The 23,541-nt window shown below is 63.7% G+C and carries 18 protein-coding genes; 11 read left to right on the top strand and 7 right to left on the bottom strand.

Annotated features, from left to right (window positions below; translation table 11 throughout):
• Positions 1–160 precede the first annotated feature (160 nt).
• Genes BLW56_RS05050 through BLW56_RS05085 form a run of 8 tightly spaced genes read left to right on the top strand, consistent with a single transcriptional unit; the run spans position 161 to position 10,510 of the window.
• Positions 161–1,369 (top strand): nitrate/nitrite transporter, encoded by a 1,209-nt coding sequence (locus BLW56_RS05050; protein WP_093509525.1) that lies wholly within the window; start codon positions 161–163, stop codon positions 1,367–1,369.
• 2 nt (positions 1,370–1,371) lie between these two features.
• Entirely contained in the window at positions 1,372–2,574 is a 1,203-nt protein-coding gene (locus BLW56_RS05055) for an alginate export family protein (RefSeq protein ID WP_093509526.1), read from the top strand.
• Complete coding sequence (gene nirB, locus BLW56_RS05060) at positions 2,574–5,069, top strand: nitrite reductase large subunit NirB (RefSeq protein WP_093509527.1); 2,496 nt, start codon at positions 2,574–2,576, stop codon at positions 5,067–5,069. The genes BLW56_RS05055 and nirB overlap by 1 nt, the downstream gene beginning before the upstream one ends.
• Positions 5,066–5,407, top strand: coding sequence for a nitrite reductase small subunit NirD (gene nirD / locus BLW56_RS05065; protein ID WP_093509528.1), 342 nt, complete (start codon positions 5,066–5,068; stop codon positions 5,405–5,407). Before nirB ends, nirD begins: the two co-directional genes overlap by 4 nt.
• Positions 5,407–8,004, top strand: coding sequence for a nitrate reductase (locus BLW56_RS05070; RefSeq protein ID WP_093509529.1), 2,598 nt, complete (start codon positions 5,407–5,409; stop codon positions 8,002–8,004). The genes nirD and BLW56_RS05070 overlap by 1 nt, the downstream gene beginning before the upstream one ends.
• Positions 7,994–8,779 (top strand): uroporphyrinogen-III C-methyltransferase, encoded by a 786-nt coding sequence (cobA, locus tag BLW56_RS05075; RefSeq protein WP_093509530.1) that lies wholly within the window; start codon positions 7,994–7,996, stop codon positions 8,777–8,779. Before BLW56_RS05070 ends, cobA begins: the two co-directional genes overlap by 11 nt.
• Before the next feature lie 10 nt (positions 8,780–8,789).
• The gene (locus BLW56_RS05080; RefSeq protein WP_177175832.1) at positions 8,790–10,001 is read left to right on the top strand and encodes a molybdopterin molybdotransferase MoeA; all 1,212 of its coding nucleotides are present in this window, start codon (positions 8,790–8,792) and stop codon (positions 9,999–10,001) included.
• Positions 9,995–10,510 carry a hypothetical protein gene (locus BLW56_RS05085; RefSeq protein ID WP_093509532.1) on the top strand — a complete coding sequence of 172 codons (516 nt, stop codon included), beginning with the start codon at positions 9,995–9,997 and terminating at the stop codon, positions 10,508–10,510. Before BLW56_RS05080 ends, BLW56_RS05085 begins: the two co-directional genes overlap by 7 nt.
• A gap of 96 nt (positions 10,511–10,606) precedes the next feature.
• Here the strand turns inward: BLW56_RS05085 and BLW56_RS05090 are convergent, their stop codons facing one another.
• The 5 genes from BLW56_RS05090 to BLW56_RS05110 all read right to left on the bottom strand — a co-directional run bounded on the left by BLW56_RS05090 (position 10,607) and on the right by BLW56_RS05110 (position 16,487).
• The gene (locus BLW56_RS05090) at positions 10,607–11,434 is read right to left on the bottom strand and encodes an SDR family NAD(P)-dependent oxidoreductase (RefSeq protein ID WP_093510795.1); all 828 of its coding nucleotides are present in this window, start codon (positions 11,432–11,434) and stop codon (positions 10,607–10,609) included.
• A gap of 22 nt (positions 11,435–11,456) precedes the next feature.
• A complete protein-coding gene (locus tag BLW56_RS05095; protein WP_371262205.1) occupies positions 11,457–12,323 on the bottom strand; it encodes a crotonase/enoyl-CoA hydratase family protein in 867 nt (288 codons plus the stop codon).
• Positions 12,323–13,276 (bottom strand): alpha/beta hydrolase, encoded by a 954-nt coding sequence (locus tag BLW56_RS05100; RefSeq protein ID WP_143043379.1) that lies wholly within the window; start codon positions 13,274–13,276, stop codon positions 12,323–12,325. The genes BLW56_RS05095 and BLW56_RS05100 overlap by 1 nt, the downstream gene beginning before the upstream one ends.
• Entirely contained in the window at positions 13,266–15,032 is a 1,767-nt protein-coding gene (locus BLW56_RS05105; RefSeq protein ID WP_256203309.1) for a flavin-containing monooxygenase, read from the bottom strand. Before BLW56_RS05105 ends, BLW56_RS05100 begins: the two co-directional genes overlap by 11 nt.
• 207 nt (positions 15,033–15,239) lie before the next feature.
• Positions 15,240–16,487: a TetR/AcrR family transcriptional regulator gene (locus BLW56_RS05110; protein WP_177175833.1), complete on the bottom strand. Its 1,248-nt coding sequence runs from the start codon at positions 16,485–16,487 to the stop codon at positions 15,240–15,242.
• A gap of 162 nt (positions 16,488–16,649) precedes the next feature.
• Between BLW56_RS05110 and BLW56_RS05115 the strand changes: the two genes are divergently transcribed.
• The 3 genes from BLW56_RS05115 (at position 16,650) to BLW56_RS05125 (ending at position 21,249) form a co-directional block, all read left to right on the top strand.
• Positions 16,650–18,830, top strand: a complete 2,181-nt coding sequence (locus tag BLW56_RS05115; RefSeq protein ID WP_093509537.1) for a TonB-dependent receptor — start codon at positions 16,650–16,652, stop codon at positions 18,828–18,830.
• 66 nt (positions 18,831–18,896) lie between these two features.
• Positions 18,897–20,075 carry an acyl-CoA dehydrogenase gene (locus tag BLW56_RS05120; protein ID WP_093509538.1) on the top strand — a complete coding sequence of 393 codons (1,179 nt, stop codon included), beginning with the start codon at positions 18,897–18,899 and terminating at the stop codon, positions 20,073–20,075.
• A gap of 313 nt (positions 20,076–20,388) precedes the next feature.
• Positions 20,389–21,249, top strand: a complete 861-nt coding sequence (locus BLW56_RS05125) for a TetR/AcrR family transcriptional regulator (protein WP_093509539.1) — start codon at positions 20,389–20,391, stop codon at positions 21,247–21,249.
• Here the strand turns inward: BLW56_RS05125 and BLW56_RS05130 are convergent.
• Together BLW56_RS05130 and BLW56_RS05135 are read right to left on the bottom strand one after the other, a co-directional pair.
• Positions 21,246–21,857, bottom strand: a complete 612-nt coding sequence (locus tag BLW56_RS05130) for a TetR/AcrR family transcriptional regulator (RefSeq protein WP_093509540.1) — start codon at positions 21,855–21,857, stop codon at positions 21,246–21,248. The two genes, BLW56_RS05125 and BLW56_RS05130, sit on opposite strands and share 4 nt — an antisense overlap.
• A 41-nt stretch (positions 21,858–21,898) precedes the next feature.
• Entirely contained in the window at positions 21,899–23,422 is a 1,524-nt protein-coding gene (locus BLW56_RS05135; protein WP_256203310.1) for an MFS transporter, read from the bottom strand.
• Between the last annotated feature and the right edge of the window lie 119 nt (positions 23,423–23,541).

Raw genomic sequence — 23,541 nt, forward strand, 5'->3', positions numbered from 1 at the left:
GGCAGGATAAAGCGACTACGGCTCCAACGACGGGGCCGGTTCGCGCGGCAGGCGGGGAGCCTTTCCCCGCACTCCAACAGGCAATGAAGCCGTCAGGATGCGCCCGCGTGGTCGCCGTCCTGGCGGCTTTTTTATTGCCCGTCGCACAAGGGGACGGACGATGACGAATAAATCGGGTTTCTGGGCAAGCGGACACTGGCCGACGTTGGTCGCGGCCTTTCTCTATTTCGACCTCGCCTTCATGGTGTGGGTCATCCTCGGGCCGCTCGCGCCTGCTATTTCGGAAGATCTGGGCCTTACCCCGGCGCAGAAAGGCCTGATGGTCGCGGTGCCGACGCTTGCGGGCGCGGTGCTGCGCGTCGTCAACGGCCTGCTCGTCGATCGGATCGGCCCCAAGCGGTCGGGCGCGATCAGCCAGCTGATCGTCATCGCCGGGCTGTTCACCGCGTGGTTGACCGGGGTTCACAGCTTTGCAGGGACGCTCGCGCTCGGCATAATACTCGGCTTCGCCGGTGCCAGCTTCGCGATCGCGCTCCCGCTGGCCAGCCGCTGGTATCCGCCCGAGCATCAGGGCAAGGCGATGGGCCTCGCCGGCATGGGCAATTCGGGCACGGTGCTGGCCGCGCTGTTCGCGCCTGGCCTTGCCAAGCTGTTTGGCTGGAATGCCGTGCTCGGCCTCGCCTGCATCCCGCTCACGATCGTCTTCTTCGTCTATCTCGCGATGGCAAAGGACGCACCGAACGCGCCCGCGCCCAAGAAGCTGATCGACTATTTCGAGCCACTCAAAACCGCCGATGCATGGTGGCTGATGGCGTTCTACTCGGTAACCTTTGGCGGCTTCGTCGGGCTCGCCGCTTCGCTGCCCATCTATTTCACCGACCAGTTCCATCTGACCCCGGTGATGGCGGGCTATTGCACCGCGGCGTGCGTTTTCGCCGGATCGCTGGTGCGGCCGATGGGCGGCGCGCTTGCCGACCGGATCGGCGGCGTGAAAGCGCTGATGATGGTCTTCGTGGTCGCCGCGCTGGCGCTCGCCGGGGTGCCGCAGGCCGACACGCTGCCCGCCGCGCTCGCCCTGTTCGTGATCGCGATGCTCGCGCTCGGGACGGGCAATGGATCGGTGTTCCAGCTCGTACCGCAGCGCTTTTCGGCCGAGATCGGCGTGATGACCGGGCTTGTCGGCATGGCGGGGGGCGTCGGCGGCTTCTACCTCGCCTCCTCATTAGGCTTCGCCAAACAGTGGAGCGGCAGCTTCGCCCCAGGATTCTACATCTTCGCTGGGCTTGCGGTGGTTGCGCTGGTCGGGCTGATGTTCGTGAAAAGCCAGTGGCGGGCAACTTGGGGCGCCGCCGAAGGCGTGCGGATCTAGTCATGACCCGCACCCTCATCCTCTTGCTGGCGCTTGCGCCGGCCGGGGCCGCACGCGCCCAGGACATTGACCTGAAGCCGCTCGGCGAAGCCCGTCTCCGATACGAGAGTGTCGACCAGGACGGCCTTGCCGCCAACGCCGAAGCCCTGACCCTGCGCGTCCGCGCCGGGGTCGAGGCCAAGGCCGGGAACTGGTCGGCACTCGTCGAAGGGCAGGGCAATCTGGCCATCATCGATGACTATTTCGATGGTCTCCACGGGGCTGCCACCCGCCCGCTGGTCGCCGACCCCGACAATATCGCCCTCGCCCGCGCGCAGGTCCGCTATGCGTCGCCCACATTCGCGCTGACAGCCGGCCGCCAGCGCCTCGCCTTCGACGACGAGCGTTTCGTCGGCACCGTCAGCTTTCGCCAGAACGGCCAGAGCTTCGACGCGGTGCGCGCCGAGATCACGCCGCTCAAGGGCGTGAAGGCGGATATCGCCTATGCGTGGAGCGTTCGCACCATCTGGGGCATCGACGGCGCCGGCTCACGCCAGCAAGCGGTATCGGGCGACAATCTGTTCGGTAATGTCGGCGCTCAAACCCCTGTCGGCAAGATCAGCGCCTTCGCCTATCTCGTCGATCAGGACGAGGCGGGGATGCAGGGCTTCCGCATGTCGAGCCAGAGCTACGGCGCCCGGATCGACGGGAAGCAGACCCTCGGCAAGGCAAAAGTGGCCTGGCAGCTCAGCTACGCACGCCAGTCGGACTGGCATCGCAACCCGAACAGCTACAGCGCGGACTATTATCTCGCCGACGTCGCGGTCGACCTCGGCGGCCCGCGCGTCGGTGCAGGATATGAGGTGCTCGGCGCCGACAACGGCACCCCGCTCACCAGCTTCCAGACCCCACTCGCGACGGGGTTCAAATATCAGGGCTGGGCCGACAAATTCCTCGTCACCCCGCCCGACGGCGTGCGCGATCTCTACGCCAGCGCCGGCTGGGGCTGGCAGGAGGTCGGCCCGCTCAAGGCGGTGACGCTACAAGCCGCCTATCACGACTATCGCAGCGACCGCGCCAGCCGCTCCTACGGCGAAGAGATCGACCTGCTGGCGAGCGCGAAGCTTGGCAAGGTCACCGCCTCGGCGCGCTACGCGCATTACGACGCCGACAGCTTCGCCACCGACACCGACAAATTTTGGCTCCAACTGGACTGGATGCTCTGATGGAACATATCCCCCTCGCGCCCGAGGCCGACACGCGTGAGCACCTCGTCGTCATTGGCAACGGCATGGCCGGTTGCCGCGCCGTGGAGGAACTGCTCGCGCGCGATCCGGCGCGGTACCGCGTGACGATCTTCGGCGCCGAACCGCGGGTCAATTATAACCGCATCATGCTCTCGCCGGTGCTCGCGGGCGAAAAGAGCTTCGACGATATCGTGATCAACGGCGCCGAATGGTATGCCGCAAACGGCATCGCGCTCACCGCAGGCGATCCGGTCGCGGCAATCGACCGCGCAGCAAAGACGGTGACGACGCGCAGCGGGCTCACCGAAAGCTACGACCGTCTGCTTATCGCTACGGGTTCCGATCCTTTCATCATCCCGGTACCAGGCAAGGATCTGCCGGGCGTCATTGCCTTTCGCGACATGGACGATGTCGACACGATGCTCGCGGCTGCCGATGCAGGCGGCGATGCGGTGGTGATCGGCGGCGGACTGCTCGGCCTCGAAGCTGCGCATGGGTTGAGCCTCCGCGGAATGAAGGTCACCGTCATCCACCTGATGCCGACTTTGATGGAGCGCCAGCTCGACGAAGCGGCGGGCTGGCTGCTCAAGCAGGCGCTCGAAGCGCGCGGCCAGACGATCCTGACCGGCGCCGACACCGCCGAAATCATCGGGGATGGCAAGGTCGAGGGCGTGAAGCTGAAGGACGGGACGCTGATCCCCGCCAGCCTCGTCGTGATGGCTGTCGGCATCCGTCCCTCGACACAGCTTGCGCGCGAAGCCGGCCTCGCGGTCGGGCGCGGCATCCAGGTCGACGACCATATGGTGACCAGCGATCCGGCCGTGCTCGCGGTCGGCGAATGCGTCGAGCATGACGGGCAGGTCTACGGCCTCGTCGCGCCCTTGTGGGATATGTGCCGCAGCCTCGCCGACGGGTTGGTCGAACAGCCCAGCGGCTATCGCGGCTCGGTGACCTCGACCAAGCTCAAGGTGTCGGGGATCGACGTGTTTTCGGCCGGCGATTTCTCGGGCGGCGACGGGTGTGAGGATATCGTGCTGCGCGACGCCAGCCGCGGCGTTTACAAGCGCGTGATCGTTCGCGACAATCGCATCGTTGGCGCGGTACTCTATGGCGATACCGCCGACGGCAGCTGGTATTTCTACCTGCTCAAGAAACAGGACGACGTCTCCGGCCTTCGCGACCTGTTGATTTTCGGCCAAGCCTTCGCCTCGGGAGGAGGCGCCGCGGACCCTAAGGCGGCCGTTGCGGCGCTCTCGGACGATGCCGAGATTTGCGGCTGCAACGGCGTCACCAAGGGCCAGGTCATCTCGTGCATCGCCAAGGGCGCGCGCAGCCTCGACGCGGTGCGCGGCACCTGCAAGGCGTCGGCGAGCTGCGGAAGCTGCACGGGCCTCGTCGAGAACCTGCTCGCGCTCACCCTCGGCGACGAGGTCCAGAGCGGCCCCAAGACGATGTGCAAGTGCACCAGCTTCGGCCATGACGACGTTCGCCGCGAGATCGTTGCGCAGGGCATGCGCTCGATCCCCGAAGTGATGCAGAAGCTGCACTGGACGACGCCCGACGGCTGTTCCTCTTGCCGCCCCGCGCTCAACTACTATCTTCTTTGCGCGCTCCCCGGTGAGTATGTTGACGACCAGCAGAGCCGCTTCGTCAACGAGCGCATGCACGCCAATATCCAGAAGGACGGCACCTATTCGGTCGTGCCGCGCATGTGGGGCGGGTTGACCAACCCGCGCGAGCTGCGCGCAATCGCCGATGTCGTCGAGAAATACGATGCGCCGATGGTCAAAGTCACCGGCGGCCAGCGGCTCGATATCTTCGGGATCAAAAAGGAAGATCTGCCGGCGGTCTGGGCCGACCTCAATGCCGCAGGAATGGTCTCGGGCCATGCCTATGGCAAGTCGCTGCGCACCGTTAAGACCTGCGTCGGGTCCGAATGGTGCCGCTTCGGCACGCAGGATTCGACCGGCCTTGGCGTCAAGGTCGAGCGGATGAGCTGGGGCAGCTGGATGCCGCACAAGTTCAAGATCGCGGTATCGGGCTGCCCGCGCAATTGCGCTGAGGCGACTATCAAGGACTTCGGCATCGTCTGCGTCGACAGCGGTTATGAACTGCATGTCGGCGGCAATGGCGGCATTCACGTCCGTGTCACCGACCTCCTCTGCAAGGTCGCGACCGAGCAGGAGGCGATGGATTATTGCGCCGCCTTCATCCAGCTTTACCGCGAGGAAGCCCGCTATCTCGAGCGCACCGCGCCATGGATCGAGCGCGTCGGCATCGACTATGTGAAGGCGCGGATCGTCGACGATGAATCGGGCCGCGAGGCGCTCCGCGCCCGTTTCCTATTCTCGCAACGTTTCAGCCAGGACGATCCATGGGCGCAGCGCGCCGAGGGGGCCGAGGCCGAGCACCATGCTCCGATGGCCCGCTTCATTCCGCAGGGACGCGCTTTTTTGGAGGAGGTTGGGGCATGACCACCGCTGAATGGCTCGACATCGGCTGGGTCAACCAGATCCCCGTGCGCGGCAGCCGCACCGTGCAGGTCGAAGGCGGAGACGATATCGCGGTGTTTCGCACCGCCGAGGGGAAGGTGTTCGCACTCCTCGACCGCTGCCCGCACAAGCGTGGACGCCTCAGCCAGGGCATCGTCCATGGTGGCGCAGTCGCCTGCCCGCTCCACAATTGGCGGATCAGCCTGTCGACCGGCGAAGCGCTGGGCGATGACAAGGGTTGCACGCCAACCGTCCCGGTCAAGATCGACGGCGGACGCGTCCTCATCTGCCGCGCCGGCACGCTGAAGGCCGCTGCCTGATGGCCGGCGCGGTCCGCACCACTTGCGCCTATTGCGGCGTCGGCTGCGGCATCCGCGCGACGGTTACCGGTCAACGTACTGTCCAGATTGCGGGCGACCCTGACCACCCCGCCAATCGCGGCAAGCTCTGCTCGAAGGGGACGCATCTCGGCGAGACCGTCGGGCTCGAAGGCCGCCTTCTCCATCCGATGATCGGCAAGAAGCGGGCAAGCTGGGACAAGACGCTCGACCTTGTCGCCAAGCGCTTCAAGGAGACAATCGCGCAATATGGTCCGGGCAGCGTCGCCTTCTATGTGTCGGGTCAGCTGCTCACCGAGGATTATTATGTCGCGAACAAGCTGATGAAAGGTTTCATCGGCACCGCGAATATCGACACGAACTCGCGCCTCTGCATGTCGAGCGCGGTCGCAGGCCATATGCGCGCCTTCGGCGAGGATATCGTTCCCGCTACCTATGACGATCTCGACGCCGCCGACCTGATCGTCCTGGTCGGATCGAACACGGCCTGGTGCCACCCGATCGTTTATCAGCGCATCCGCGCGCGGTGTGAGGCGGGCGCGAAGCTCGTCGTCGTCGATCCGCGCCGCACCGAAACCGCCGAAGAGGCCGACCTGCATCTCGCCCTTCGTCCGGGCAGCGACGTCGCGCTGATGAACGGCCTGCTCCAGCATTGCCGCGAGGCCGGCGTGGTCGATGAAAGCTACCTCGCCGCGCATGTCGCGATGCCCGAAGATTTCTGGGACCAGCTTGGAGAGGGGAACGACCTGTGGTCGGTGGCACGGACATGCGAAGTGCCGGCTGCCGACCTCAGGCGTTTCTACGAGCTGTTCGCGGCCACGCCGCGCACGGTCACGATGTTCAGCCAAGGGATCAACCAGTCGACGTCGGGGACCGACCAGGTCAACGCGATCCTCAATCTGCACCTCGCCACAGGGCGGATCGGCAAGCCTGGCGCGGCGCCTTTCTCGATCACGGGCCAGCCCAATGCGATGGGCGGGCGCGAGGTCGGCGGGCTCGCCTCGACGCTGGCCGCGCATATGGATTTCGCCCCCGAAAACCGCGCCCGCGTTCAGCGCTTCTGGGCCGCGCCGGCGATGGCCGAGAAGCCCGGCCTGAAGGCGGTCGACATGTTCCGCGCGATCGGCGAAGGCCGGATCAAGGCTTTATGGGTGATGGCGACCAACCCCGCGGTGTCGATGCCCGACGCCAACCGGGTTCGCGAAGCGCTCGCCACTTGCCCCTTCGTCGTCGTCAGCGACGTGATCGAACAAACCGACACCGGCGCCTTTGCGCATGTCCGCCTGCCCGCCGCTGCGTGGGGCGAAAAGGACGGGACCGTTACCAACAGCGACCGGACGATCAGCCGTCAGCGCGCGCTCTTCCCGCTGCCCGGAGAGGCGATGCCCGACTGGTGGATCGTCAAGGAGGTCGCGCGGCGCATGGGCTGGAAGAACACCTTCGCCTACGACCGGCCCGCCGATATCTGGCGCGAGCATTGCCGGCTCTCGACTTATGACAATGACGGGACCCGCCTGTTCGCGCTCCCCGGCGCGGCGCCGGGCGGCAACGCCGCCTATGACGACATGATCCCCTTCCGCTGGGGCGGCGATCAGATCTTCGCAGACGGAAAATATCCAACCCACGACGGGCGTGCGCGGCTCGTTCCGGTTGCACAAAAGCCTCTGCCCGAACCGCTCGCCAAATGGCCGTTGACGCTCAATACCGGCCGCTACCGCGATCAGTGGCACAGCATGACACGCACCGGCCTGGCACCCAAGCTGGCGCGTCATCGCGAGGAGCCGCTTGTCGAAGTGCATCCGGACGATGCGTCGCGGCTCGGGCTGACCAACGGCGGTCTCGCACGCATCGAAACCCCGCAGGGCGACAGCATCTATCGCGTCCAGCTCAGCGCCGGCCAGCGTCCCGGCGAATTGTTCGTGCCCATCCACTGGACCGACCGCACCAGCAGCGGCGGCCGAACCGGCCTGCTCTCGCGCCCGCTCGTCGACCCGGTGTCGGGCCAGCCGGGTTTCAAGCGGACCCCGGCATCGATCGCGGCAGTCGCGACAAAATGGCGCGGTTTCCTGCTGCTGGCACAGGAACTTGACGCACCCCCTAAATGCCTGTGGGCGACAAGGGTCGCGGTCCCGTCGGGGACGCTATGGGAACTTGGCGGCAACAGTGACCTCAAGACGATCGAGGCCCTGCTGCCGCGCGGCGAGCGGATCGAGGCACAGGATGCGGCGCGCGGCACGCGCCGTGTCGCCGTGGTCGCGGGCGGCCGCCTCGCCGCCGCGTTGTTCGTCACTGAAACGGGAGAACTGCCGCCGCGCGACTGGCTGATAGCCCAGCTCACCGCGCCCGAAGTCGCCCCGACGCTGCTCGCCGGTCGTGCGCCCGGCGCCCAGACCGACCACGGCCCCGTCGTCTGCGTTTGTTTCGACATCGGATTGAAGACAATCGCCACAGTGATCCGCGACCAAGGCCTAGCCGATGTCGCCGCGATCGGCATTGCGATCGGCGCCGGGACCAACTGCGGCTCGTGCCGCCCCGCGCTCGCGCGCATCCTGAGCGAGGAGAAAAGCGATGCAGCCTGACGATTTCCCTCCCGGCACCGTCTGGCTGGTCGGCGCCGGTCCCGGCGATCCCGAATTGCTGACGATGAAGGCGGTACGGCTGATCGAACGCGCCGAGATCGTCTTCTATGACGCATTGGTCGGCGAAGGCGTCCTCGCTCTCGTCCCTGCGGGCACCGAGCGTGTCAGCGTCGGCAAACGTTCGGGCCGCCATTCGAAAGATCAGCCAACGATCGATGCTTTACTCGTCGCCGCTGCGCGCTCGGGCAAGCGCGTCGCGCGGCTCAAAGGCGGCGACCCCACATTTTTCGCCCGTGCCGCCGAGGAAATATCCGCGCTGAGCGAAGCGGGTTTTGCCGTCCGCATCTGCCCCGGCATCACCGCCGCGAGCGCCGCGGCCGCTTCTGCCGGCATGTCGCTTTCGCTGCGCGGTGTCGCCCGCGATGTGCGTTTCGTGACCGCGCACAGCAAGCGCGGCGCGGCGCTCGACATCGACTGGTCCTCGCTCGCGCACGGCGGATCGACGCTTGCATTTTACATGGGGCGCGATGCCGCCGGAGAGATCATGCGTGGGCTGATACGGACAGGAATGCCCGGCGAGACCCCGGTAATGATCGCATGCCATGTCAGCGGCGCGGACGAGCGGCGGCTGGCAACCCGCCTCGACCTGCTTCAACTCGCGACCAGGTCCTTCGCAGCGGACGCACCGACGCTGATCCTTGTCGGCGCGGCGGTAGGCCTGGCCGATGTTGCACGCGCCAGTCTCGAAGCGATCGCGCGGCCAGCGCATGGCTAAAGTCAGGAAAATGAGCGCCGCGACCGAATGCGCGGCTTCGATCGATTTCGATACGGCGCTGGCCATTCTTGCCGCCCACGCGCAGCCGCTGGACGCCGCGATCATGTCTCTCGCCGATGCCGGCGGATGCTATCTGGCGGATCCCATCCATGCCCGCCTCGATTCACCGAGGCGAGATTGTGCCGCGATGGACGGCTATGCGGTGCGCGACCAGGACCTCGCAACCGGCATAGCCGCGCTCCGGCAGATCGGCATCAGCTATGCCGGTGGCGGGGAATCGGGCGAGATCGGCCCCGGCGAGACGATACGCGTCATGACAGGCGCCCCGCTGCCCAGCGGTGCCGACCGCGTCGTCATGATCGAATATTGCCGCCAAAGCGATGCCGGAGTGCGGATCGAGCCGGCGCCGCAAGGTAAGCCTCACATTCGCCGCCTAGGGTCGGACTTCGAATGCGGCCAATTGCTCATACCGGCAGGCACAAGAGTGACCCCGGCGGTAGCCTTGACCGCGGCGGCGGCAGATCATTGCGATCTTAAAGTGTCGCGCTGTCCGAACGTCCGGATCCTCGCGACGGGGGACGAGATTGTCGCACCGGGGGCCGCGACGGGCTCGGGCCTGGCGATCCCCGACAGCCTCACTGGAGCGATCGAGATGCTTTGCAGATCGGCTGGGGCGAAGGTCGTTTCAAAAGCACGCGTGTCCGACGACCCTGACGCCATCGCGCGAGCGGTAGAAGCGGCGTCGGCCGATATCATAGTGGTCGTCGGCGGCGCATCGCGCGGCGACCGCGACTCTGGCCGCGTAGCGTTGGCTCCGCTGGGTCTCGAAATCGCCTTTGCCGATGTCGCCATAAAGCCCGGCAAGCCGGTCTGGTACGGGAAGATGGGCGCCACCCATATTCTCGGGCTGCCCGGAAATCCGACCGCGGCGCTGACGATCGCGCGCCTCTTCCTGGTACCGCTCATCACCCGGCTTCTTGGCGGCGGCATAGCGGATACCCTGCCCTGGCAACTCCTTCCCGCCGTGCGGTCCATCGCGGCGAACGGCCCGCGCGAGGCGTTTCTGTGCGCGGCGACATCCTATGGCGGTGTGGACATCGGCGACCGGCAGGAGGCGTCGGGACAAGCGCGGCTTGCCGGGACCAACGCCCTGGTGCGGCGCCCGCCCCATGCCGGACCGATCCTTCCCGGCATGCTCGTACCGACACTGCCGCTATGCTGATAGGCTTGCTTGTGCGCCAGTTTGCGCAGTCGGCTGCGAGCAAGGCTGGATTGCGCATTTCCGTCAAAAGAACTGAGCCGGAGCCAAAATACGTCACGGTGAATGCGATCGCGCATCGGATTTCGCGTCATGGTGCAAGCGCACTGAGCGATGCGGAGAGCATTATCTGGAATACGGCGGCGGTGATCTTCTTCATGACGGGAGACAACCGCCTTGGAATGCCGCCGGACGCGAAGATTTTCAGCTGGGGCGCGGCCCGGGCAGGATTTCGCGAAATGGGGTTGCCGTCGCTAGGTGAAGTCGTCCGCCTGTTGGTGATCGAACTCGCGTACCGCGCAGATCTAGATGGACGAAACCGGTCTGCGGACTCGACCTCACTCCTCAGGATCGCAAAATTGAAGCAACAGTTTGAGGCGGCACAACTCACCGCCGATCTCCACAATCAACTTCAAGAGATGATCGCTCGCGCTCACGGACAGGCGACCGCCGTGCGGGAAGCGCCGAACTGAGCGCAGACCGACAGCCCCCTTTGGCCGTTAGCGGTCAGGCCGCTTTCGGCTATCAAAGGTGCGATAGCGGACGTTAACTACTAATAACCGGGCCTTTCAAGGCGCAGCCTGAATTGCATCCATCAGCCCTGGAGTGTTTTGGTCCCATGTGTGGCGAGGACCGATCGTCAAACCGCCGTCGATGATCATCGACGTCCCATTCATGAAACTGCCCTGTTCGCTGCACAGGAACGCGACGGCTTCGGCAACATCGCCGGGCAGTCCCGCTCGTGCAACCGGCTGAACATGACTCGACATCTGCGCAATCGCCGCTTTGGATGCTTCGAACTGCTCCTTCGGCATATCGAGGACAGAAGCGAAGATGTTGGTGTTGATAAAGCCCGGTTGCACTGCATTCACGCGAATTCCGTATCGGGCCAAGTCGGTCGCGGCACATCTGGTGAGCTGCAAAACACCAGCTTTAGCGACAGCGTAAGTGGTCGGCGAATAGCCGGGACCGATCGCGGCGACGCTGGATGTATTGACGATTGCCGCGCCTGGTCGATGCTTCATATGTGGGACAGCATGTCGAATGCCCATGGCAACCGATCGAAGCAACAACGCCATGGTATGATCCCAACCATCGACGTCGATTTCATCGACAGCTGCGAGCGCGCCGCCCGCACCCGCATTGTTGAAAAGATAGTCGATGCCGCCGCAAGCGGTGGCGGCCTGCTCCATCAGCGCCTTGATCTGGTCCGGATCACAAACGTCGCAGCCAACGGCAGTGATCGTCTCGACCTCGGTCGCTAAAGCCTCAGCCCCTTGCGCATCAATGTCACCTGCAAAGACTGTTGCACCTTCACGCGCGAACAACAGTGCGGTGGCCCGGCCGATGCCCGAGGCCGCGCCAGTGACGACAACGCATTTGTTCTGAAATCGCATGAGCCTCTCCTGATCGGTCACTTTACCAGGGATAGAAGGACGGCATGTCCGACGCCCGGCCCGCAAAGACCGGATCGCGTTTTTCGAGGAACGCGGCCACACCTTCCTTTCCGTCGGCGATGCTGGTGTAGAACATCGCCAGAGAGTCGATCTGGTGCGCGCCCATCGGATGGGACTGTGCGGCATTACGCCACATCATCTGCCGGGTCAGCGCCACTGCGACTGGCGAACGGTTCTCGACGAATTTTCGCGCCAATGCTCGCGCTTCATCGAGAAGCTTTTCAGGCGGGTGAATCGACCGTAGGAGTCCCCCGCGCAATCCTTCTGTGGCATCGAAAACCTCGCCCGACAGGGTCCATTCGATCGCCTGCTGCGGACCGACCAGCCGCGGCAGGAACCAGCTGGAACAGGCCTCGGGTACTATACCCAGTTTGCCGAATACAAACCCGATTCGCGCCTTGTCCGATGCCATCCGCACGTCCATTCCGAGCGTCATCGTTGCCCCGACACCCACTGCCGCACCGTTGATCGCGGCGATGACCGGCTTCTTGCAGTCAAATATCGCAAGGCTGACCCGGCCGCCTTCATCGCGGATTCCGTCGCGCTGCTCCGGCGCACCAAATTCACGGCGGGCATAGTCGAGATCGGGGCATTGGTTTTCATCAAGGCCAAACACGTTCCCCGGAATGCTCAGGTCCATTCCCGCGCAGAACGCCCGTCCTTCGCCGGTCACGATCACCGCGCCAACGGCATCGTCTTCACTCGCCCAGGTGAATGCTGCGACCAGATCGTCGGCCATTGTGAGGGTGAAGGCATTCAGTTGATCGGGACGATTGAGCCGCAATGTCAGAATCTGGTCTTCCAGATCCCATGCCAGAGACTCGAACATCATCGATCGAGCCCCACGCGTAAACGGTTTGCAATCCATTGGCCCGCCTCCGCGATCGCCGCGTTGCCCGCGACAGGAATGACATGCTGGAAGAGCGGCCATGCGTGGACCATCTCGGGCCAGACGCGCAGCGTTACATCGCCTCCAGCCAAGGCGAAGCGATGGGCCAGACGGGTGGAATCGCCGAGCAGCACTTCGTCGCCGCCAGCCTGAACGAACATCGGCGGGAGCCCAGCCAAGTCTGCAAAAAGCGGCGATATCAGCGGATTGGCGGCGGGAGTGTTTCGGCAATAGCCATCTGCCAGCCCTTGCAGCACGTCGCGCGAGACAATCGGATCGCGCGCGGCGCAGACGTCATAGGATTCGCCGCTTTCGGTCAGATCGAGCCAAGGGCTAAGCAGATACATGCCCGTCGGCAGCGCCAAACCCCGCTGGCGCAATTTCAGGACCAAAGCGAGGGTCAGATTGCCGCCAGCGGATTCTCCGGCGACCACGATATCGTCGGGCGAGAACCCCTCATCCACCACGAACTGCCACGCGTTCGCCGCATCATCCAGTGCCGCCGGATAGGGATTCTCCGGCGCCAGCGCATAATCCATATTATAGGCCACCACCCCCGCGGCGCTTGCGATCCGCGAGACGAGATGCCGGTGGCTCAGCGCCGACCCGAACGCATAACCACCACCATGGTGGTAAAGAAGTGCCTTTCCGGCGTCGGCGCCCGCCGGTACGATGCGCTCGCCGCGGACCTTGCCATTCTCGATCCGCTCAATGACACAATCTTCGGCGGGCGGCACCGCGCCATGCTCGGCATCGAAAGCGGCCCGCTGCTGCTCGATCGTCGGCATTGGCCCCGCGGCCAATGCCCGTACTTGCTCGAGCCAGCGGCGCTTGAAGGCGGCGATTTCGGATCCCGGGTTACCGCGCACCTCGCTCTGCGGATCAATCGACATGGCGAAGCTCGAACCCAGCAAACTTACCCTCGGCCCGCCAGGCTTCCAATATCTCGAAAAACTCGGCCGATCCGCCCTGATAGAAGGCCTGCAAGCCTGTCTCGGCCTCAGGCTGGCCGTCGTTGTTATAATAGCCGGGGGTGCATTCGGCGTCATATTTGCGCCGCGCCCCGGCGACCGCGCGCAGCCGCGCCTGCCACTCCTGCTCGGCTTCGGGGGTCGGATCGAAGCTCCTTACGCCATTCTCGTGGCAATAGCTCACCATATAGGCGAAATGCCGCGCGAGGTCGCCGAGCCCGTGGGTGACGTTGGAGGTCAGGCCGCCCTGCGTTGCGGTCTGGACCATCAGATTGGGGAAGCCGGCGTTGAAGTGCCCGTAGAGCGTCGTCATGCCGCCACTCCATTTTTCGGTGAGGCTCACGCCATCCCGGCCATAAAGCTCGAAGCCGTTGCGTTTTGCCATGTCGGGCGTCTGGAAATCGAAGCCGCTGGCATAGATCAGGCAATCGACCTCATACGCCTTGCCGCTGGCCCAGACCGTGTTCCCGTCGATACGCTCGACGCCCTGACCATCCGTATCGACCAGCGTGACATTGGCGCGGTTGAAGGTTTCGAGATACTCGTCGTGGAAGCAGGGCCGCTTGCACATGACATTGAACCAGGGTTTGAGCGCCTCGGCTGTCGCCGGATCCTGAACGATCGCATCAACGCGTGCGCGGACATCGTTCATGAATGCGATATCGGCGGCACGGCGGCGTTCGTCGGCGTCGTTGACTCCGGTCAACTCGACACCGATACGGCCTAGCACCTCGGTCCAGCCGTCGTGTACCAGGTCGATCTCCGGCGCCCGGCCGTTGAAGATATAATCGAAGTTCATCATCCGCTCACGCTGCCACCCCGCATCGAGCGACGCTGCCCAGCCCATGTCGGTCGTCCGGTTATCGCGAACGGGCACTGCGGCAGGAGTGCGCTGGAAGACATAGAGATGACCAGCGCTCGCACCGAGATGCGGGATGCACTGAACGGCGGTGGCCCCGGTCCCGATAATGCCGACGCGTTTGTCGGCCAGCCCGGTGAGGCCACCGCTCGCATCACCGCCGGTGTAGGCATAGTCCCAACGGCTTGTGTGAAAGCTGTGCCCCGTGAAGCTTTCGATGCCGGGGATCGCCGGGAGGCGCACGCTCTGGAGCACACCGGTGGCGACCATGACGTAGCGCGCCCCAATTCTGTCACCTTCGCTCGTTGTGATGAGCCAGCGACCCGCCGTCTCGTCCCACGTCAGCGCCTCGACCAGCGTCTGCAGCAACGCCTTTTCATAAAGGCCAAAACGCTCCGCGATCGAACGCGCATAGGAAAAAATCTCCGGGCCGCGCGCATATTTGAGCGAGGGAACGTAGCCCATGTCCTCGAGCATCGGCATGTAGATATAGGATTCGATGTCGCACGAAGCGCCCGGGTAGCGGTTCCAGTACCAGACGCCGCCGAAGTCGCTGGCCTTGTCGATGACGATGAAGTCCGTGATGCCGCGCTTGGTCAGTTCCGCCGCCGTTTGCAGGCCCCCGAACCCCGCGCCGATGATCGCGACCTCAACGTCGCGAATGACGGGCGCGCGCTCAGACGCGTGGTCGGCATAGGGATCATCCAGATAGCGGGCGAGTTCTCCCTCGGGAGCCACATATTGCCCGACCCCTGCCGCCGCGAGTCGCTTGTCGCGCTCGGTCCGGTAGCGATCCAGGAGATCGCCCTCACTAGCCACCGTCGATGCGGCCAAATCCGGATCTCTTGCCAAGGATTCTGTGCCTTCGGTCATCTCTCGCTCCCATCTGGAAAGCGCCGTATCAGCGCTTCATGTTTTTACATATGAGTGCAGTGATAACCGTATATGAATAATCGAGTCAAGCAGGCACGCTTTCGGGACCATCGCGGCGCGATGCCAGAGAGGCGAATCAATCGAGGAATTGGGTTAGATCGGGAGGAGACCCACGCGGTATAGCTCGGCGAGTTCGAGCGGCGCAGCGGCACGCTCCGCCTCACTAAGCGTATCGAACCACTTCGGCAGCCATTCAAAACCGCCCGGATTGGCTGCAACGAGGGCGCGGGCATCGAGCGACCGCACCGTTTGCTCGGCCTGACCCTGCGCATGAATGTCGAGGAAGGTATCCATGAGGAAGTTCGTCGACTGGTCGATTTCCTCGCGCACCGAGACCGGAAGGGCTTCGATGCCGGTCAACGGCGACAGCGGGGCGCTCCCTTCCATCAGGCTGGCTTGGGCAAACGCATAATTGGCGGCCATGATCGCCGCGATCCGGGGGCCGTCATAATCGCGTGCCGCGCGCATAACCGCCTCGTAATGACGAAAGGAGCGTCGATAGCATTCGGCGACCAAGGTCTCCTTGTCGCCCAGATTATGATAGATCACCTTCTTCGTGACCCCGACGCGCGTGGCGATTTCGTCGAGTGAGGTCGCATCGACCCCCTTCAGGTTGAAGAGCCACGAGGCCGCGCCCAACAGCGCCTCCTGCTTCGCCGCAGCCACCGCCTGCCCGTCGAACAGATTCACGTCGGGGACGTGGCCGAGAGCAATATCGATCGGACGAAATTCAACAGTCGAGCGGCGATCGGTCGCAACACCCTCGCGAAGGATGGCTTTCAGCGCCTCGACCAGATCGCGGTGGGAGAGGCTCTCGTTGCTCCGCCACTGGCGCGCGATCGGAACCCACAATACGAGTCCCAAGATGGCGGGGGCGATGATGCTGGCGCGGCATTCGCGTAGTTCTCCGCGGGCCGCGCCCGCCGCGAGCAGAGCCGCGATGCCGGCTTTGACGGTTTGGAAACGGCTACTGATGACGGCACGCCGCTCGGGTGCGAGATAGGCGAGATCGCTGATCGCAGCGAGTTCGGGCGCATCATCTGCCAGCAGCGAATCGACAAAGCGCAGCAGCTTTACCGTGGCATCGCCGCCAGCCGCTTCCGCAGCGGCAAGTTCCTTCCCCATCGCCTCGCACGTGCGCTGATAGCTTTGGAATACGAGATCTTCCTGATCTTCGAAATAATAATAAAGGGCGGCGCGCGATACCCCCAGGCGGGCCGCGACCACCGGAAGCGATGCGTTTGAAACGCCGTGACTGTTCAGCGTCCGCGCCGCTTCCTCCATAACGCGCTCGCGCTTCGAACCCTTGGATACACGGACCTTGGCGGTTTGGCTGGACATGCTTCTCTTCACCATAAGCGGGCTTTTACGTCAATCGCTCAGGCGGCACCCATTTGTAAAAACTATTGACTCATATTTTGCGTTGTGATGTAGATGTGCCCTCAAATGTAAAAAGTCGGGGATGCATCATCATCCGACACTTCGGGTGAGGAGAATTCGACCATGCCAAGTTTCCGCAATCGCCTTCTGTGCGCCGCCGCTGCGATGGCGCTCCCCTTTCCAGTCTTCGCGCAGGAGGCGGATACCGGTGCCGAAGACGTCAACGCGGGCGATATCGTCGTCACGGCGCAGAAGCGCTCGCAGTCCATCCAGCAAGTCCCCGCCGCCATCTTGGCGCTGAACTCGGAGATGCTCGAAGACCGCGGCATTTCAACCGCCGCAGGGCTGCAGTTCAGTGTGCCCAGCACCCAGATCGGTAATCTGCTTGGCCAGACATCGGTGACGATCCGCGGTGTTGGCCTCAACCAAGGCGCGCCTGGCGTGGCGATCCATGTCGATGGCGTCTATCAGCCGCGCCCCTCGATGGGCGATTTGCTCCAGATCGATCTCGAGCGGGTCGAAGTTTTGCGCGGCCCCCAAGGAACGCTCTACGGCCGCAACGCCAATGGCGGGGCGGTAAATTTCATCACCAAAGCACCGACCGACGAATATGAAGGCTATCTGCTCGCAAGCTACGCCAACTATGACGAGGCGCGTGTGCAGGGAATGGTCAATGTTCCGCTTGGCGAGAACATTCGGGGCCGCGTTGTACTCGACTGGAACCGGCGCGGCGACGGCTTCGTCAAGAATATCGTCGCCGGCGGGCAGGATCTCGATCGCGGGCGCACCTTTTCGGGCCGTGTGCGCTTCGACATGGATATCACGCCCGATTTCGAGCTGAGCCTCGCCACAACCTTTCTCGACGGCACGGGCCCGACGCAATATTTCGTTCTCCACAACCCGCCGACGACACCGGTGGTGTCGGTCAATCCGGCGCTCGCCTCCGCCTCCTATTCGTTCGAGCCGTGGCGCACGGCCGCCAACGATCCGGTCAACACCGAACGAAGGCTGTCGATGAGTTCGGCGACCGCGACCTGGTCGCTCGGCGATGTCACGCTGAAATCGATCAGCGCCTACACGACGCTTCGCGACGACTCGCTGGCCGATGACGACGGGATCAACGTCTCGATCTTCCCGGCGCGCCGCTTCTATGACTCGAAGAGCTTTTCGCAGGAACTGAATGTCGGCGCGAGCTTCGACGCTGCCGATGTCGTCGCGGGCCTTTACTATCTCAAGGACAGCTACAAGCACATCCTCGACTACGACCTGCTGGAAGGCGTGGCACCGCTGTCACCGCTCGGCCTGCCGCCGGGAAGCGACCTCGTGTTCGACGTTCGCGATTACGACACGAGCGTCAACGCGGCCTTCGCCGACGTCACGGTCCGGCCGGTCGGCGATCTCAGCCTGATCGCCGGCATCCGCTACTCCGAGGAAAAGCAGACGCAGGTCCAGCGCAACACGATCTCAATCGGCACGTTTGCGACGATCGAGACCTGTCCGCTGACGACAAACGAAGCAAAATTCACCTCGACGACGCCGCGCATCGGCGCGCGCTATGAATTTTCGCCATCGGCCAACGCCTATGCGACGTTCTCGAAAGGCTACAAGGCGGGCGGCTTTAACCTCAATGCGTGCAGCAACCAGTTCAATCCCGAAAAGCTCGATTCCTATGAGGTCGGGCTGAAGACCCGGCTTCTCGACCGCACGCTGACGCTCAACCTCTCGGCCTTCTATTACGATTATACCGATCTCCAGATCAGCCAGGTCGTCGGGCTTGCCCGCTTCATCACCAACGCGGCTGCGGCAACGATCAAGGGCGCCGAGCTCGAAGCCGACTGGCAGCCGAACGAGCATTGGTCGATCAACGCCAATGCGACCTATCTTGATGCGACCTACAAGCGCTTCTCGAACACCGACGGGCTCGATCCTGCCGCCGGCGTGCAGCTGCTCGACGGCAATCGGCTCAACGAAGCGCCAAAATTCTCGGGCAATCTCGGCATCGCCTACCGTACCGCCGCGAGCGATCACGGCCGCTTCACGATCCGCACCGACTTGAGCTACCGCAGCAAATATTATCTCCGCGAGTTCAACGGCCCGCTCGACACCCAGGAAGCCTTCGCGCTGATCAATGCCGGGCTCATCTGGGACAGCCCGGACGAGCGTTTCCGCGTCCGGCTCTTCGTCAACAACCTGACGAACAAGGCCTATGTCGCACGAATGGACTCGTCCGACAATTTTGGCGCGCGCTTCATCTCGTGGAACGCGCCGCGCCAATATGGTGTCGAACTCCGCACCAACTTCTGATCCCTGTCGCCTCTAGCGGGGGAGCGGTGAGCTCCCCCCCGCAGCTAAGCGGATGATCTCATACAAATGACGACAACAGCCTTCGACTGGGCCGACCCGTTCGGTTTTGATGCCCAGCTTTCAAGCGAAGAGCGCATGATGCGCGAAGTGGCGCAGGACTATGCCCATGATCGGCTGCTGCCTCGGGTAGTCGATGCCTTCGCCAACGAAACGACCGACGTCGAAGTCTTTCGCGAACTGGGATCGCTCGGCCTGCTCGGCTCGACCGTTCCGGTCGAATATGGCGGAGCGGGCGCTTCCTATGTTGGATATGGGCTGATCGCGCGCGAGATCGAGCGGATCGATTCCGGCTACCGCTCGATGTTTTCGGTTCAGTCGAGCCTGGTGATGCACCCGATCCTTGCCTACGGCACGGAAGCACAGAAGCGGCGCTATCTCCCGAAACTTGCGGCCGGCGAATGGATCGGCTGTTTCGGCCTTACCGAACCCGATGCGGGATCGAACCCGTCGCAGATGCGATCGCGGGCCGATCGGGTCGATGGCGGCTACATCCTGAATGGCAGCAAGACATGGATCAGCAATGCGCCGATAGCCGATGTCTTCATTGTCTGGGCAAAGTGTAGTGAGACGAATGTCATTCGTGGCTTCGTCCTCGATCGCGGCGCCAAGGGCCTGTCAGCGACGAAGATCGACGGGAAGCTCAGCCTTCGGACTTCGATTACCGGCAGTATCCATCTCGACGGCGTGGAGGTGAGCGACGATGCGCTGCTTCCTAGCGTGACCGGCCTCGCAGGGCCGTTCGGCTGCCTCAACCGTGCCCGGTTCGGAATTGCCTGGGGCGCGGTCGGCGCAGCCGAAGCCTGCTATGCCGCCGCGCGCCAATATGGCCTCGAACGCGAGCAGTTCGGCCGGCCACTCGCCGCGACGCAGCTTTTCCAGAAGAAGCTCGCCGATATGGCGACACAGATCGCCTTCAATCTAGAAGCCTGCCTGCGCGTCGGCCGGAACATCGACGCGGACCGCATGGTGCCCGAGCAGATTTCGATGATCAAGCGGGCCAATGTCGAACATGCCCTCGATATCGCGCGGGCGGCGCGTGACATGCACGGCGGCAACGGAATCGCCGGAGAATATCATGTGATGCGCCATCTGATGAACCTTGAGACTGTCAATACTTACGAGGGAACGCATGACGTTCACGCGCTTATCCTCGGGCGAGCAATCACTGGAATATCAGCCTTTTAGATGGTGGTTTCTGGCCGTTTTCGGACTGACCGCTATTGGGAAGCCAAAGCGGATAGCGGTCATTCAAGATCCGTTGACAGATCGATTCTCTGCCTGGGGAAATTGGAATTATCCCTCCCAGCAAGATGCGCATAGACACGCTCTCTTATTTTGGTCAGGCTGTTAAAAGCAGACCAGGCAAAACGGTCTCGGCAGGAAAGCAAGGGCATCTGGACTAAGTGTTCGAACGTGATGGAGTGCGCATTTTAATGGTGATGGTGTCACGCCAGCCTTACCGAGAAGCTGGCCCTGCATATACGAAAGGGAACCGCCGTTGACCGTCGCCCGGATCGATCGAGAAACGCTGTTCCGGCAGGTGTGGGACGTGCCGCTTCACGAGGTTGCAAAATCGCTCCGGATGACGGCGGGCGGCGCGGCAAAGCTTTGCGACCGGTTGCAGGTTCCGCGGCCGAACCGCAACTATTGGCGCCTTTCGGCGGCCGAGCGATGCGAAGCGCGACCGCCATACCTGCCCTCGCTCCAGTCGCCCACCGCGCCCGGCAGCGAGGCGGTGCCAGCGAACGGATTGGCCGGGAGGCGGCGGCTGCCGATCGAGGCGCGGCGCGCGCAAATGCTCGGCATCGCCGGCCGCATCTGCCTCGCGGAAGGGATCGACGAGGTCAGCCTCAATCGCGTCGCACGCGAGGCGGGCATTTCCGAAGCGCAGGCGCATAATTGTTTCGCGCGGCGGATCGACATGCTGTCGGCGCTCGCGCGCCGCGAGATCGACGAATATGAGCGCTCGCGCCGCGGGGTCGTCCTGCGCGGGCGTGACCGCAATACGCAGATTGTCATGTCGACGGTCAATTATCTGAGCGAAGCGGGGCGCCGCGGGGCGCTTCTCCAGACGCTGCTGCTCGATCCCGAGGTGCGCGAGATCATGCGCGAGGAATTCGAGCGAACCCGCATTTCAGTGTCGAAGCCGATCGTCCAGGCGATGGCATCGAGCTACGGCATGAGCGAGGAAGAGGCGTTCGGCAGCAACTGGATCGTCACTGCAATCAGCCTGCGCGCCGGCAGCCTCGTGTCCGCCGGGCGCCTGACGACGGAAAATGCGATCCGACTGTGCCTGCCGATGGTCATGGGTAGCATTCGAAGCCACGCCAAGTCGCATCCCCGCAGCCGCGACGCCTAGTTCGCGGGCCGGAGCTCGTCGATCGAGGCGGCGATCAGGCGCCGGCAAAGGCTCTCCGCCATATCGAACGAGACCTCGCCATTGCGGACGAGCCGCGCCCCCTCTTCGGGCACCGCCTGCAATATCTGCACGACCCCAAGCGCGTCATGCGCCGAATAGTTGAGTTCGCGCTGCGCCTTGCGCGCCAGACGACGATAGATGCTGTTTCCCAACCTGTGCATCGCCCCGTCGAGATTGCGCGCCAGCCACTTGTCGCGAAAGCAGAGCTCGATCGCAGCGCCATGGGCCACCACATGCTTAAGGTAGATCAGCGAACAATCGGTCATCGCGGACGCGAAGTCGGGGCGCTCGACGGCCGCCTCGATACCGGCAGCCGTCAGCAGTTCGGCATGTCGATCGAGCACCGCCCGCAGGAGCGCCGCCGGATCGGCAAAATAGGAATAGACGAGCGAACGGCTGGTCCCGAGATCTCCCGCGATGTCGGCGGGCGAAATCCGGGCCGAGCGGCGAAGGTTGATCTGCCGGTCCGCCTCCTCGATCATCGTGACGGCGCGGTCCGCCGCCTTCATCCGCGTATGCCCCTCGCTGCGTTGCCCCATATCGTCCATCACCGGTTCCTAGCGCGGCGACCGCGCAATGCAAATTCCGCTCAGAAGGTCGTCGACGTCACGCCCGCGTCCTGAAGCTGACGGGCATTTTCCTCGGCCTCCAGCGCGCGCAACTTCTGGATATTCGCGCGGTGCCTGTCCTGATCGATATTGTAGAAGAGCAGGAAGAGGCATCCCGCGAGCCACAGGAGCACGATCGTCGGGACATAGTGGACGAGCAACGACAACTCCATCTCGCGGGTGACCGTCGCCGGGCTCGCCTTTTCGGGAAAGGCTGACCAGGTGAGGACGAGCCCGGCGGCGAACACGCCGAGCGCGGCCGAGCATTGCTGCATGAAGCTCGACGCCGAGAAGAAGACCCCGGAGAGGTGCTTGCCCGACTTCACGGCATAATCCTCGACCACATCGGCCAGCATCGAACTGGTGTTGATGAGCGAGATCGCGATGAAACCGCCGCCGATCGTGCCGACCAAAAGAAGGGTCGGAACCACCATGGGGTGGCCGCTCGGCAGGAAGATGCCGAAATAGACGAGCGCGAGCGGTATATTGTTGATTACGATTCCGAGAATTGCCATCCACATCGCGGTCTGGCGCTTGCCGAGCCGCCGCGAAAAGAGCGGCGCAAGGGGTGCCGCCAACGTCGCCGCGGTGACCGCTTCGAGCGCGAGCAGCGCGACCTGCTTCGCCGAGAGGTCGAAGACATAGGTGTTGAAATAGATCGCCATGGCGCTGGCCATACCGATCGCCGTGAACTTCAGGACGCCGAACGCGAAGATGGCGAGGAAGCTCCGGTGGCGGAAGGCCGCGCCGATCTCGCGCAAATGGCCGCCCATGCTCATGCGTACGGGGGCCGGCGCGTCGGCCTGACGCATCCGCGACACCTGCCCGAGCGTTCCGAGTCCGCAAGCCAAGATCGAGAAGAGCATCGCGAATCCGCCTGCAAACGCGAATTTCACATAGCCGTCGGGATTGAGCTGCCCGACCGGATGCTCGGGCGTCTTCACAAAGAACAGCGACAGGCTGAGTGCAACAAAAGCGAAGGTCCCCGCATATCCGAACCAGAAACGGAGCGAGAAAAGCTTGGTGCGTTCGGCATAGTCGCGGGTCAGTTCGGGCACCATCGCGGTCGACGGAATGTCGTAGGCACTGACGGCAACGCGGGTGAGCGACGCGACCGCGAAGATCCAGATGCCGGTCTGGATATCCGTCAGCCCGTCAGGCGGGAACCAGAGTAGAATGAAGAAAAGCGCGGTCGGGATCGCCGACCCGAGGATGAATGGGTGGCGCCTGCCGATACGCGAGCGCGTCACATCGGACCAGCGCCCGATCAGCGGGTCGACGAGGGCATCGACAATCAATGTCGCCGCGATCGCGGTTGACACGATCGCGGCCGGGATGCCCATGACCTGGTTATAATAGAGGAGCAGATAGGCAAAGGCGGCATTCTTGACCGCGGTCGAAATCGCGCCAGACCCGTAAGCGAACCGTGCCCAGAATGGCATTTTGGCCCCGGCACCCTCCCCGTAGGCGGGCGCCTCGGTATTCGCGACCGCACCTCGTGCCATCGGATTATCCTTTCCCATGTCCCGACCTGCCCTCGGCGTGGCAGCATCACGGCCGGCAAAAGAGATTTTTATAGTATGCCTGTCAATATAAATCGACGTGCCGGCGGAACACCCATTGC

The sequence above is a fragment of the Sphingopyxis sp. YR583 genome (genome assembly GCF_900108295.1).
In the GTDB taxonomy this organism is placed as follows: domain Bacteria; phylum Pseudomonadota; class Alphaproteobacteria; order Sphingomonadales; family Sphingomonadaceae; genus Sphingopyxis.